The sequence below is a fragment of the Hymenobacter sp. genome (genome assembly GCF_036388155.1).
In the GTDB taxonomy this organism is placed as follows: domain Bacteria; phylum Bacteroidota; class Bacteroidia; order Cytophagales; family Hymenobacteraceae; genus Hymenobacter.
In genome coordinates this window covers 92,702-106,368 of record NZ_DASVSI010000145.1, presented here as the reverse complement: position 1 = coordinate 106,368, position 13,667 = coordinate 92,702, and the positions used below count along the sequence as shown (strand labels likewise).

The 13,667-nt window shown below is 63.6% G+C and carries 7 protein-coding genes and 1 pseudogene; 1 reads left to right on the top strand and 7 read right to left on the bottom strand.

Features of this window, described 5'->3' with window-relative positions; all coding sequences use genetic code 11:
- Positions 1-8: 8 nt before the first annotated feature.
- The 4 genes from VF629_RS20745 to VF629_RS20730 form a co-directional block, all read right to left on the bottom strand.
- Complete coding sequence (locus tag VF629_RS20745; protein WP_331060416.1) at positions 9-1,664, bottom strand: RagB/SusD family nutrient uptake outer membrane protein; 1,656 nt, start codon at positions 1,662-1,664, stop codon at positions 9-11.
- Positions 1,665-1,697: 33 nt separating this feature from the next.
- Entirely contained in the window at positions 1,698-4,739 is a 3,042-nt protein-coding gene (locus VF629_RS20740) for a TonB-dependent receptor (protein WP_331060415.1), read from the bottom strand.
- Between the two features lie 510 nt (positions 4,740-5,249).
- Positions 5,250-7,619 carry a glycosyl hydrolase family 28 protein gene (locus tag VF629_RS20735; RefSeq protein WP_331060414.1) on the bottom strand — a complete coding sequence of 790 codons (2,370 nt, stop codon included), beginning with the start codon at positions 7,617-7,619 and terminating at the stop codon, positions 5,250-5,252.
- Between the two features lie 595 nt (positions 7,620-8,214).
- Positions 8,215-10,716 (bottom strand): TonB-dependent receptor plug domain-containing protein, encoded by a 2,502-nt coding sequence (locus tag VF629_RS20730; protein WP_331060413.1) that lies wholly within the window; start codon positions 10,714-10,716, stop codon positions 8,215-8,217.
- A 367-nt stretch (positions 10,717-11,083) separates the two neighbouring features.
- Here VF629_RS20730 and VF629_RS20725 point away from each other — a divergent pair, with 367 nt between their 5' ends.
- A complete protein-coding gene (locus tag VF629_RS20725; RefSeq protein ID WP_331060412.1) occupies positions 11,084-12,118 on the top strand; it encodes a LacI family DNA-binding transcriptional regulator in 1,035 nt (344 codons plus the stop codon).
- A gap of 50 nt (positions 12,119-12,168) precedes the next feature.
- On the opposite strand, the pseudogene VF629_RS20720 reads toward VF629_RS20725, so the two are convergent.
- The 3 genes and pseudogenes from VF629_RS20720 to VF629_RS20710 all read right to left on the bottom strand — a co-directional run.
- Positions 12,169-12,436 (bottom strand): annotated as a pseudogene (locus VF629_RS20720) (sensor histidine kinase); the annotation flags it as partial.
- A 12-nt stretch (positions 12,437-12,448) separates the two neighbouring features.
- Positions 12,449-12,850 carry a hypothetical protein gene (locus VF629_RS20715; protein ID WP_331060411.1) on the bottom strand — a complete coding sequence of 134 codons (402 nt, stop codon included), beginning with the start codon at positions 12,848-12,850 and terminating at the stop codon, positions 12,449-12,451.
- A gap of 3 nt (positions 12,851-12,853) precedes the next feature.
- Positions 12,854-13,390 carry an FAD-dependent oxidoreductase gene (locus VF629_RS20710; RefSeq protein ID WP_331060410.1) on the bottom strand — a complete coding sequence of 179 codons (537 nt, stop codon included), beginning with the start codon at positions 13,388-13,390 and terminating at the stop codon, positions 12,854-12,856.
- Positions 13,391-13,667 lie beyond the last annotated feature (277 nt).

The window sequence follows — 13,667 nt, the reverse complement described above, 5'->3', positions numbered from 1 at the left end:
GCTGAGGGCTACCGGTAATTGGGGTTTTGAGTGAACTCGCTCTTGTTGGTGATGGCATCGAGTTGGCGTTGCGGAATGGGCCGCACCTCGTGGAAGGCTTGAATGCTGGGGCCGGACTCCGGGTTGAAGCGCTTCACGCGGTCAACGAGTTTGCCGGTTCGCTTGAGGTCGAACCAGCGGGTTTGCTCGCCGGCCAGCTCGCGGGCGCGCTCGTCCAGGATGAAGTCCAGCGACAAGTCGGCGGCCGTGATTTCCATCTGGGCCTCGCGGCCAGGAATGGCGGCCCGGCGCCGCACCGCGTTGATTTGCGTTACGGCTGGCCCGGTATTACCAAGTTTGAAATTGGCTTCGGCGGCCATCAGGTACACGTCGGCCAGGCGCAGCACAAACACGTCGCGGGAGCTTTGGGCTTCGTTGAGCGTGGGCCGGGTGGGGTCGTCGAACTTCTTGAGGCACACGTAGTGAAGGCGGTCGCCGCCTACAGTGCCGTTGGCGCGGTACACGGCGCTCCGGTCCCAGATGCGGTACTTCTTGGTGGCTTCCACAGCGGCCGGAATCTCGCGCTTGGTGGCCACCACGGCGGTGTCGCCCACGGCGAAACGGCCGGCCACGGCGGCGTTGGCAATCCAGGTGGTTTTGAACGTGGCGGCGTAGCGGGCGTCCTTGGTTTCATCGAACAAGTCGAGCAGGAACAGTGACGGCATGTAGCGGTTGAAGGGGCGGCCGTTGGCCACGTCGCGCACCATGCCGGGCTGGTCGTCGTACTTCATCATCCACAGCAAGTGGCCGTTGTTGCTGCCGCGGGGGTGGCCGGCGGGGTACGCTGATGCATCCACGATGTCGTTCAGGCTGAGGTCCTTGGCGTAGTTCACGGCCCACACCACCTCGCGGTTTTCCATGTTGGCCATGTTCCAGAGGTCGGCGTAGCGGGGCAGCAGCTGGAAGTTGTAGCCCGAAATGACCTTTTGGGCCAGCGTGGCGGCTTCCTGGTTGTTGCCGCGGGTGAGGTGCATGCGGGCCAGGAAGGCTTCGGCGGCGGGCTTGGTGGCCCGGCCGTACTCGGTGGTGGTGTTGGGCAGGTTGGCGACCGCGAAGTTGAGGTCCTCAAGAATCTGCTTGTAGAAGTCGGCGACCGGGGTGCGGTTGGCGGTGGTTTGCACGCCGGTCGTGGGCTCGGTGGTGAAATGCACGCCGCCCCAGGTTTCCACGATGTGCCAGTAGTAGAAGGCCCGCAGGAAGCGCAGCTCGCCCTCGCGCCGCTTTTGCAAATCAGCCGAGAGGCCCGACTTGCTCACGTTTTGGACGCCGGCGTTGCACACGTTCACGGCGGCGTAGAGCTTGCCCCACAGGCTTTCGACGGCCACCGAGTTGGACTGCAGCGCGGTGTAGTCGGTCAGGTCGGGGTTCACGTCGCCGGCGCCGCGGTGCCACAGGTCGGTGCCCATTTCCGACATGCTGTAGCCGTCTTCTTTGCCGTACCACCAGCGGTTGTAGGAGTAGGCGGCGTTCACGAGGCTCTCGAAGCCGGCGGGCGTGGCGTAGGCGGCTTCGGGCGTCACGCCCGAGGGGTTGTATTCTTCCAGCTGCTTTTCGCAAGCGGGCAAGGTGCACAGCAGCGTTCCGGCCACCAGCGTTTTTTTCAAAAGTGAAGCAGAATATTTCATGCTTGGAAGTCAAATGAAAAGGGTGGGTGGGAGTTAGAAACCGAGGTTGACGCCGACTGTGATGACCCGCGGAATGGGGTTGGAAAGCGGCGCGAGGCCCACGCCGTTGTTGGCGTTGGTGTTGTTGCTCGTGGCCGTCCGCTCGCCGTTGGAAGCGGCAGCCGCGGCGGCCCGCTCGGGGTCGTAGTTGTCGATTTTGCTCAAGGTGAGCAGGTTTTTGCCCTGCACGTAGATGCGGGCCGAGGCCACGCCAATTTTGCCCACCCAGGCGGCGGGGACGTTGTAGCCAATGGTGGCGGCGCGCAGCTTCACGTAGGAGCCGTCGCGGTAGGCCAGCGTGGTGCCGTAGAGGCTGTTTTGCAACGTCGATTTCGACAGACTGGCGTCGGGGCGCGGGAAGTTATTGGTGGGGTTTTCCGGGGTCCAGTAATCCTGCTTCGAGCTGTTTTCGGTGCCTTGCGGGTCAAACAGCTGGTCGTACTCGTAGTTAATCATCTGGCCGTAACGGGCGAAGATTTGCAGGCCCAGGCTGAAGCCTTTGTAGGTAACGTCGGTGGCGAGGCTGCTGCTCCACTTGGGCAGGGCCGAGCCCAGCACCTTGCGGTCGGCCGAGGCCGTAATGGTGCCGTTGCCGTCCTGGTCCTTCACCTTAATCTGGCCGGCTTTCACGCCCGCGGGCTTTTCGTCAGCCGTTTGCCAGATGCCGATTTTCTCGTAGTCGTAGAACACGCGCGTTGGCTGCCCAATAAACCAGCCGTTGTTGATGTCGTTGGCGTCGGTGCTCAGGGCCACGATTTCTTCCACGTTCTTGTACCAGGTGGCGGCCACGTTCCAGCGGAAGTCGCCGCGCTCCATCACCAGCGCGTTCAAGCCCAGCTCGACGCCGCGGTTGCGGGTTTTGCCCACGTTTTGGGTAATCACGCTAACACCGGAAGTAGCGGCCAGCACGCGGTCGAGCAGCAGGTCGTCGGTGTTGGTTTCGTAGATGTCCACCGAGCCGGTGAGGCGGTTGCGCAGCAGGCCGAAGTCCACGCCCACGTTGGCGGTAGTCGACAGCTCCCAGGTCAAATCGGGGTTGCCGATGCGGTTGCTGAAGGCATAGCCGGGGGCCGAAACGTCGCCGTAGGCAAAGGGAATGCGGGTAAGCAGCGACTGCGACGAGTACGGCGGAATGTCGTAGTTGCCGGCCAAGCCATAGCTCACGCGCAGCTTCAGGTCGCTCAGCACGGTTTGGTCTTTCAGGAAAGCTTCTTCCGAGATGCGCCAGGCCACGGCAGCCGACGGGAAGAAGGCCCACTTGTTGCCCTTGGCCAGCTTGGAGGAGCCGTCGGAGCGGCCCGTGAGGGTGAGCAGGTAGCGGCTCTTATAATTGTACTGGGCCCGGCCCGAGAACGAAATCAGCTTGCTGTCAGAATAGGCGCTGTTGATGGCGAGCTGCTGGTTGGCGTTGCCCAAGGCGTAGTAGAGCTGGTAGCCCAGCAGCTGGTTGCCGCCCTGGCTCCGGCCCGATTCGGTGTTGAAGGTGAGCAGCGAGGTCACGCCGGTCAGCGTCAGCGAATGGTCGCCGAAGGTCTTGTTGTAGTTCAGGATGTTTTCCCAGCTCCAGTTGGTGTCGAACTGCGTAGCGTAGGACGAGAGCGGAATAGAGCCGTTTCGGTCCACCGTGTTCGAGCCCAGGAAAATGCCGGTGCGGGCCGTGCCCAGCGTCAGGCCCACGTTGGAGCGGAAGTTCAGGTCGTTAAGAATCTGATAATCGACGAAGGCGGTGAGGAAGGTGCGCATGGTGCGCACGTTGTTCTCGTAGTTGCCCTCCACTTCGTCCGACAGCGGGTTGATGAAGCTGCCGCTGTTGGGGTAGATGGCGAGGTTGCCGTCGGCGTCGTAGGGCGCGGCCAAGGGGTCCACCTTGTTGGCGATGTTGAGCGGGTCGCGGCGGTTGTCCTGGTTGTAATAAGTGAGCTGGCTTTGGGTGCCGATTTTCAGCTTCGGCGAAAGGGCGTGCTCCACGTTCACGCGGCCGGTGTAGCGGTTCAGGTTATCGAGCCGCAGGTTGCCCTGCTCGTTGTAGTAGTCAAACGAGAGGTAGAACTTGGTTTGGTCGCTACCTCCCGCCAGGCCCACCTGATGCTCCTGCTGCCGGCCCTGCTTCAGAAACTCCTTGGGCCAGCGCGTCGAGACGCCGTTGGCGATGGACTGCTGCTGGAAAGTAGAGAAGATTTTGGGGTCGTCGGCGGGACTGTTCCACTGCCCGGTGGTGCGGAAGGCCTCGCGGCGCTGGGCAATATAGCCGGCCGCGTCGTTCACCAGCGGGTAGAGCACCACGTCGGTGATGCCGTAATAGGAATTCAGCGACACCCGCGTTTTGCCCGAAGCGCCCTTCTTGGTGGTCACGATGATAACGCCGTTGGCGCCGCGCGACCCGTAAATGGCCGTGGAAGCCGCGTCTTTCAGCACCTCCATCCCGGCAATGTCGTTCGGGTTGATGTCCTGAATGGACGTGTACTGGATGCCGTCCACGATGAACAGCGGGCCGTTGTTGGCCGTGAGCGAGCGGTTGCCGCGCACGGTGATGTTCACGCCCGAGCTCGACGAGCCGCTGCTGCGCGTGATGTCGACGCCGGGCAAGCGGCCCTGCAGCGACTCCATCACGTTGGCCACCGGCACCTTCTTCAAGTCTTCTTCCTTCACCGACACGATGGCGCCGGTCACGTCGCTGCGCTTGGCCGTGCCGTAGCCGATGACCACCACTTCTTCCAGCGACTTCTGGTCCGGCTGCAGCGTCACGTCGATGGTGCCGGCGTCGGTCACGGGCACCGTCTGGGAGGTGTAGCCCACGTAGCTCACCACGAGGCGGGGGTTGGTGACGTTGCCGGGAATGTCGAGGGTGAACCCACCGTCGGTGCCCGTGCTGGTGCCGTTGTTCGTGTTCTCCACCACAATGGTGGCGCCTGGCAGGCCGGTTTTGGATTCCCGGTCGAGGACCCGGCCGCTCACCTGGCGGCTCTGGGCGTGGCTCAACATGGCGTTGCTCAGCAACATAACCAAGATGAGAAATCGAAGTAGTGGGTTTGGCATGGTGGGTGGGAAAAAGGTGAGCAATACTTTTTTACCCCACTTGCACCTAATGATGCATTAGCGCCAATGAGGTCGCCAATATTAGGTGCTACCCAAAGCCTTAGGTCTCCAAAAACCCCGATTTATTTGCGCATACGTTGCCGGGAACGTTCCCGGAGCCCGCTAGCCGGGCACCTCTCCCCTATCCATTTGCCCCGATAAAGAAGATAACAGGCCTAAATAGAAGTAGCTCAGCCGCTAGAAACCGCCACCGGAATTTCCCGGGCGGTTCCTAATGACTGAGCATAAGCGAATTCGGCGTTGGGGTACGCCTGCCGGTCCGACGCCCTAGGCGTCCGACCGGTTGGTGCCTGCGCTATCTATATTCAACGTCCTCTCAACAACCGGTCCGACGCCTAGGGCGTCGGACCGGCAGGCATACTGAGGGCGAAACGGCTTCTCATAAGCTGTTTGATAATTCAAACAGCTTATGAGAAGCCGTTTCGCCCGGTAGCAGCCACCAGCAGGCTATTATTTCTGCGACAGTAAGACTGTTTTTTTGCCCACTTTATCACCCAACTCTATCTGCTTTTTGGCCTGCTTGGTATCGGTGTTGGTCAGGCGAATGTCCTTGGTGCGGTTGCCGGTGACGCGCAGCAGCAGCTCGGCGCCACTGGCATAGCGGATGCCGTCCAGCGCAATATTGCGGCTGTTTTGCACCTCCAGCACGGGCTTGGTATCGGTGGAGTAAATGGCCACGTTTTTCAACTGAATGTTCTCGGCCTCCTGGCACACCATGCCCTTCTTGCTTTCCAGCACCGCGTTTTCGATGCGAATGTCTTTCACGGCCATTTCGGGCAGGCCGCGCACCAAGATGGCGGTGGTTGCGCCCTTGCACGTCACGTTGCGAATGCGGAAGTTGCGCATCTGCGGCGTGCCTTCGTTCAGGGGCTCGGCGGCCATCACGGGCGGCGCGGTGCTTTCGCCCAGTAGGGGCACGGGGTCCTTGGCGGCGTAATACATGTCGAAGAGGATGGCCTCGCCGGCAATGTCGGTCATGTCCACGCCGTCCACAAAGATGTTTTCGACCACGCCGCCGCGGCCGCGGGCGGTTTTGAAACGCAGGCCCACATCGGTGCCCATGAAAGTGCAGTTGCTCACGTACAGGTTGCGGGCACCGCCCGACATCTCCGAGCCAATCACGAAGCCGCCGTGGGCGTGGTACACTTTGGTGTCGCGGATGATGAAGTTCTCCGTGGGCACGCCGCGCTTGCGGCCCTGCTCGTCGCGGCCGCTCTTGATGCAGATGCCGTCGTCGCCTACGTCAAACGTGCAGCCTTCTACGATGCCGTTGCGGCACGATTCCAGGTCCAGCGCGTCGGTGTTTTGGCCGTACCAAGGGTTTTTGGCCGTCACGTTGCGGATGGTAATGTTGTCGCACAGCAGCGGGTGAATGGTCCAGGCCGGCGAGTTTTGAATGGTGAAGCCTTCGAGCAAAATCTGCTTGCAGCGCGTAAGGCTGAGCATGTTGGGCCGCAGGAAATCCTTCACGTCGGTGTAATCGGCAAAGTTGGGCTCCTGGCCAGGCTTCAGAATGCCGGGCTTGGTGGCGAGGGAGCCTTTCAGCGACTGCGCCGTGGGGTACCAGGTATCCTTCTTCTCGTTCAGCGCGCCGCCCGAGGCCAGCAGCTTCTGCCACTGCGTCTCGTTCAGCTTGCTCTTTTTCACCATGCGCCACGCGTCGCCGGCGCCGTCGAACGTGCCCGGGCCGGTGATGGCAATGTTCTCCAGGTCGTGACCGTAGAGCGGGGCCTGGTTGCGCACGGCGTCCTCCCCTTCCCATGTGGTTTTGATGAGGTGGTAGTCGGTGAGCTTGTTGCTGAACTGTACCAGCGCGCCCTGGGCCACGTGCAGGTTTACGTTGCTCTTCAGCTCCAGCGAGGCCGTGAGCCACAGCCCGCGCGGAATCAGCACGGTGCCGCCCTTCTCGGCGCAGGCGTCAATGGCTTTCTGGATGGCGGCGGTGTTGAGCGTCTGCCCGTCGGCTTTGGCGCCGTATTTAACGATGTTGAAGGTGTCCTTGCGGAAAACGGGCTGCAACACCACCGGCAGGTCGTAGGTGAACTTGCCGGCAAACGCGGTGGTGTTCAGGTGCGAGGCCAGGGCCAGCTTTTGTTCCTGCACGCTTTGGGCCACCAGTTGGGCCACGCGGGTGGCGCCGTATTCCGAGAAGTGGGTGTTGTCATTCTTGGCCGGAGCCACAGGGTTGGGCTGGTAGTAGCCGTTCAGGTAGCTCCAAAACAGGGGCCGGGAGCCTTGCTCGCCGAGCTGCGAGTACAGCGCCCAGGTCTTCTCGTGCATGTCAATCAGCAGCACTTTTTGGGCTTTGGCCACTTCGCGCACCACGCCGGGGTATTCACCGTGGTCGTCCTTGCGCTTGCCGGCTTCGTCGAAGTAGCGCCGGCCTACGGGCGTGAGCAGCACAGGGTTGGCGCCTTTCTTCTTGGCTTCCTGCACGTACTTGGTGAGCAGCTGCCGGTAGGTGGTTTGGGCCGGAGCCGAGCGGGTGCTGTCCTCCACTTTCGAGTCGTTGTGCCCAAACTGAATGAGCACCCAGTCGCCAGGCTTCAGCTGCTCCATCACCTTCGCCCAGCGGCCTTCGCGCAGGAAGCTCTTGGTGCTGCGGCCGTTCACGGCGGTGTTGCGAATGACCACGCCGCCGTCGAAATACTGCCCAAAGGCCATGCCCCAGCCGCGCTCGGGCTTGCTCAGGTCAGCCTTGTCGGCCATGGTCGAGTCGCCGACCAGGAACACCTGGGTTTGCGGCGCGGCCTCGGGCCGGAAGGCCATCACCAGAAAAGCGGCCAGGCTGGCCAGCAGCAATACCAATATTGATTTCATTGCAAGAAAAAATGGGGTGTACGCATCAGCGCAACCAGTATTGACGAAAGCCTTAAACAGGATTTCCCTAACAATATTAGGCCCTTTCTCAGCCCTTAAAGCCCGGTTTTGGCCTATAAAACCGACTTTAATTGCGCAATCGTTGCCGGGAACGTTCTCACTACCCCATTAAGTCCAAAATTGTCCCCGAACAAAGCCAAAGGCCTGCTCCCCTGTCCCGAAAGCTGACGGTGCGGCTGTATTTCGGCAGTGCCGGCTTGGGCCGCCACGCTTCCGCAGCAAGTAGCGCGAAAATGATTTCGAAGTTTTTGGAGAGTCGGTTCAGCACGGTCCGACGCCCCAGGCAGCCGACCGGTTGCCGCAAACACAATACCAAAAGGGCCGTTGACCGAAAACCGGTCGGCCGCCTGGGCGTCGGACCGGCAAGAGACATACTGCCTGAACCGCTTCTTCGCCATCCGTAGCGGCCCCGAAGCAAAAGGCCCGCACAGATTATGGCGGGCCTTTTGCTTCGGGGTTGGCAAGCAACTTCATGCCCCGGCTGCTTTCAGCATGGGGTTCAAGCCCTCCCGTGTGGAAGCACTTTCATCAACGCTTACTTGCCGCGCACCGACATGGTGCCCGTGCCCTGCACCGGAACCCCTTGCTTGGTTAGGCCCTCCACCACGGCTTGGAAGGTGCCGCTGCCGTCGGCGGTGAAGAAGTGCAGTTCGGCTTGGCCCGCGGCGTTGGTGCGCACGCTGGGGTTCCAGTAGAGGGTGCTGGTGCGCGGGTCGGCGGGCGGGTTGGTGAGCAGGGCGTTGTAGCGCGGCTGATAGAACTCGCGGGCCTGATAGAAGCCCGGCAGCTTCACCGTGGCAATGCCCGGCGCCGGGCCCGTGTCGGGGCCCTTGTAGTTGGGGTTGGCGCGCTTGGTGTAAATGGCAATGGCGCCGCCGCTGCCCCCGAAAATGGCGGCTTCGGTGCCTTTGAATACTTCCACCGACTCCACATCCGTCGGCACAATGCTGCTGATGAAATCAATGTCCACCCGTTGCCCGTCGAGGATGAACAGCGGGGTGCCGCCGCCCCGAATCTGGGCCGTCATGTTAGGCGGGTTCCCGGTCACGGTGAGGCCCGCTACCCGGCCCTGCAAAAACTGCAGAATGTTCTGGCTCGACTGCGCGGCCGGGTTGTTGGCGAAGTCAATCACGGTGCCGCCCGTGGCCCCGTAGAGGCGGCGGGGGTCGTCGCGGGGCACGGTTTCCCGCTTCGCCGTCACGGCCACGTTGTCGAGGTTGATGTTGCGAATGGCTTTCTCGGGGTGCAGTTCCAGGTCGGCGGCCTGGGCCTGGCGGCTGCGGCGCACAAAGGCCGCCACGCCCGCCGGCGCGGCCGACAGCGACGGCAGCGCAGGCAGGGGCTGGTTGCCGGGCGGGGGACCGTCGTCGGGGCGAATGATGACGTTGGAGCCGCCCTGTGCGCGCCGGGCCTGCAGGGTGATGATGGCCGTGTCCCGCACCGGAATGCCCGCGAAGCTGAAGCGGCCCTGCGCATCGGTAGTTGCGGTGACGATGTTTTTGGAAGGCCGGGTTTGCAGGAAAGTCAGCTGGCTGTTGGGGATGGGGCGGTTGCCTTGCGCGCTCACCACCTGCCCCACCAGCGACAGGTCTTGCTCCGGGTTGAAACGGACGGGGGGCGCCTGGCCGGCCAGCACTTCCTTCCACACAAACCGCCGCCAGCCCTGGGTCAGCAGCAGGTCGTCGAGAGCCTGGGCGGTGGCGGGCGTCTGCTCGCGGAAGTAGTAGCCCGGGTTTTCCACATAGCCCACCAAGTCCGAGGTGAGCAGCAGGTTCGAGGCAATGGTTTCCGCGTTGGGGTCGAGGGCGCTGAGGCCGGCGTCGCTCACGCCCACCGACAGGTTGGCGGCCACCGGCTGGCCGGCGGCATCGGTCACCTTCAGCGAGAGCTGCACCGGGGCGTGGGCACCGTAGCTGGCCTGGTCGGAGGTGACGGTTACTTTCAAACCCGCCGGCCCGTTCTGCACAAACGCCAGCCGCTCGCACTGCGGCGCGCCCGTCCCGTCGAACAGCGTGAAGTGGATGATGCCGTTGGGGTAATTCTTTTTCGGCATGCGCCACACGGCCGGCGCGTCGTCGGTGAGCGTGCGCGGGCCGGGGTAGGCCGCCACGCCCCGCACTTGGGTCAGGAGCTGCACGGGGCCAGCGGCGGTTGTGCCCCGGTAGCGCGCCTCCACGAGGAAATTATCGGCGGTTTCCACCACGTGCAGCGAGTAGCCGCTGGCTTGGGGCGCGGCCAAGGGGTACTCGGCGGTGCTGCCGTCGGGCAGCGTCACGCGGGCCCGGTAGCGCTGGCCCGCGCCGGGCACCAGCGCAAAGCGCCCCATGCCGGCGTGCCGGCTGCTAAACGAAGCCACCACGGCATCCTTGGCGTTGAGCACCTGCCCTTTCACGCTGATGCTGCGGCCGGTGGCATCGGTGCCTTTGAAGGCAACCACGGCCGGCAAGCCTTCCACCAAGTAGCCGCCTTCGGGGAAAAACTGCACGTCGGGCCGGCGGACGGCCGCGCTTTTGCCCTTGCCCGCGGCGGCCGCGGCGCTGGTGCCCGGCACATCGGGCGGGCTCAGGGGCGAGGCCGGCCACACGCTCAGGCGGCGGCTGTACACGAAGTCTTCGCCGGCGTTGCGCATCCAGTTGGTGTAGGCGCGCAGCACATAGGTGCCGGCCGCCAACGAGTCGGCAATGTAGAGGTCGCCGCTGGCCCGGCCGCCTTGCAGGCGCAGGGTGCGGCGGGCCACCACCTTGCGCTGCGGCGACAGCAAGTCGACGTGCAGCACCTGGCTGAGCGAGTCGAGTTGGTGGCGCGAGGCGTCGACGACGTAGGCGCTGAACCAGATGGTTTCGCCGGTGGCGTACACCGGCCGGTCGAGGTGCAGGTAGGCTTTTTCGCCGCGCGCGGCGGCGTAATATTCGCCCAACTGGCGCGCAATGCGCGCAATGGGGCTTTCTTCGGCCAGCCGAGGCACAAAGGCCATCAGTCCGAACCCGGCCGCCACCACGGCAGCCGCCACTCTCTTTCGCAGGGGCGATACATCCATAATTGACACTTTCAACGGCAACGGACGCTCCCGGCCCATTTTACGGCCGGGACTCCTTCGCAAAGATGGCGACGGCACCGAGCCCGCGCAGCTATTTGGCTCCGGCATCTGGCCGAATCTGGGGCACAAGCGGCCGGAGGTGAACCTCCCGGCGGCGTTTAACCAGATTTTTGTTACTCTTGTAATAGATTTGGCCCGGGGAGCTTTCCGAAAAACGCAACTGCTGAGCCAGCAATTGGCTGTGTGCCGCGCTACCGGCCCGGCCGGCGGCGGGTTGGCGGCTTCGGAAAACTTCCCCTGGCACTTGGCCCCAAGCGGTTGGCCTCGAATGCCATAGTTCTTTGTTCGACTCCCACACCCCACGCGCTTGGACCCCGTCACCATTAAGGATATTGCGCACGCCCTGAACCTGTCGACCTCGACGGTGTCGCGGGCCCTGCGCGACAGCTACGAAATCAGCCCCGAGACCAAGCGGCTGGTGATGGAATACGCCGAGCGCCTCAACTACCGGCCCAACCCCATTGCCCTGAGCCTGAAGGGCAGCAGCAGCAAGGCCCTGGGCGTCATCGTGCCCCAGATTGCGAACAATTTTTTTTCGCAGGCCATCAACGGCATCGAGGCCATTGCCTACAACCGGGGCTACCACGTCATCATCTTCCAAACCCACGAGTCGTACGAGCGGGAAGTGGCCAACATTCAGCAGGCCGTGTCGCGCCGCGTGGATGGGCTGCTCATCTCGCTTTCCAGCGAAACCTCCGACGTCTCGCACCTCAAGGCCCTGATTGACCAGGGCATGCCCCTGGTGCTGTTTGACCGGGTGGCCGGCGAGCTGCCCGTGACGCAGGTGGTGGCCGACAACTTTGGCGGGGCCTACGCCGCCACCTCGCACCTGCTCCAAACCGGCCGGCGGCGCATTGCCCACCTCACCATTCCGCCCTACCTGAGCATCACGCAGGAGCGCCTGGCCGGCTACCGCGCGGCCCTGGAGCAGTACGGCGTGCCGTTCGACGAGAACCTGGTGCGCTACGGCACCTTCGGCCCCGATGAGGCCGGCCCGCTGGTGGACGAGCTGCTGGCGCTTTCGCCGCCACCCGACGCCTTTTTCACCGCCAGCGACCGCCTGGCGCTGGGTTGCCTGGCCGCCTTGCGCGAGCGGAGCGTGGACATCCCGGGCCAGGTCGCCCTGCTCAGCTTCACCAATTCGCAGTCGGCTCACTTGCTCAACCCGCCCTTGAGCACCGTGACGCAGCCCGCCCAGGAAATCGGCCAGCTGGCCGCCGAGCGCCTCATCGAACTCATCGAGCGCAAGCACAAAAGCACCGGCCCCAGCACCATGAAGCTGCCCACCACGCTGGTCGTGCGCGAGTCGTCGCGCCCGCTGCCCCGGGCGGTGCTGGGCTGAGGGCGCGGCCCACCCGTGAGCTACGGGCTGCCGGGCCCAGCGCCGGGCCTTCAACCCGGCACCGGCAGGGTGATGGTGAACTCCGTGCCTTGGCCTTCTTGGCTTTCCACGGTGAGGGTGCCGCCGTGGCCCTGGGTAACAATGTCGTAGCTGAGCGAGAGGCCCAGGCCCGTGCCTTCGCCGGGGGGGCTTGGTGGTGAAGAAAGGCTGAAACACTTTCTGGCGCACGGCGGCCGTCATTCCGGTTCCGTTGTCGCGCACGCTGATGCGGTAGCTCCCGGCCGTGCGTTGGGTGCTGACCCACACCAGCGGCCGGTAGGCTGGGCCAAGTTACTGCTGGCGCTGCTGCTCGGCCTCGATGCGCTCCTCGGCGTCGCCCACGTCGGGGCGCACGTAGGCGGCCGTGATGCGGCGGCTGAACGGGTCGCAGTCGAACCGCGTGACGTAGCGGTGGTGGTGGTAGCGCACGCCCAGCTTGCCGGTGAGGTGGGCCAGCCAGGGGTTGAGCCACGCCTCGTTGGTGGGCCCGTTGAGGATGCGGTCGGTGTGGGCTTCGGGGTTGGCCGTGAGCAGCAGCAGTTGCAACAAGATGTCGCCGCCGGTTTTGATGCTCATCAGCTTGGGCTGGGCCGCCACCAGCGAGTGCGTGAGGCCGCCCACGCAGTAGATTTCGTAGGGGAACGGGGCGCCCCGCGCCACGCCGTCGCTGTGCCGCTGCTCGTCGGTTTGCATGAACTACCACCAGCTTTGGCGCTCGTACACCTGCTGCCGCCGCTCGTAGCTGGAAGTGAGGATGCGCCACAGGCTGTGAGCAAACAACTTGATGTCGCTGGCATTGAGGCCGGTGTCGGCGTGGGCCAGGTCTTGCAGAATGGTTTCCAGGTCGGCCCGGGTCTTGGGGAAATTCACCAGCGCCGGCAGCGGCGGCTTGCCAAACCGGGCCAGCAGCACCCGCTGCGACGCCACCAAGTTGTCGAACACGCCCTGCGGGTTGGTGCCGTAGGGGATGCGCTTCATGGTGTCGGTCACGTGCCGGTAGAAGCCGGGGAAAAACCGGAAGCCGTGCTCGCCCGGCAGGTCGGGGCGCCTGCCGGTGCCGGTGTTGGGCACGTCCACCGAGCGGGCTTTGCCGCCCACGTAGCGCGGCTGCCGCTCGTACACGTCCACCGAAAAGCCGCGCTCGGCCAGCTCGTGCGCGGCGCTCATGCCCGCCACGCCCCCGCCCAGCACCGCAACCCTAACTCCGGAAGAGAAAAGTCGAGTCAATTTCACAAGCATAAGCTTATTTAAATGTAGCTATGTGATTGTAAAAGCATTAAAAAATTACCAAATATTCCGGATTTGGTGCCAAGCACGTGCGCTTATGCCGCGGCCAAGCGGCAGTGGCTCCCGGGCAGAGCGCAGAAGCAAAAAGCCCGGACGACGCCAGTTGGCATCGTCCGGGCTTCCCGGCGACGGGACTTGCTAGCGTTCGGCTACGCCTGCGTGCACTTGGCGGTGAGCTTCACAGTCGCATCGGTGTTTGCCAGCAGGTAGTTGCTGCGAAGCG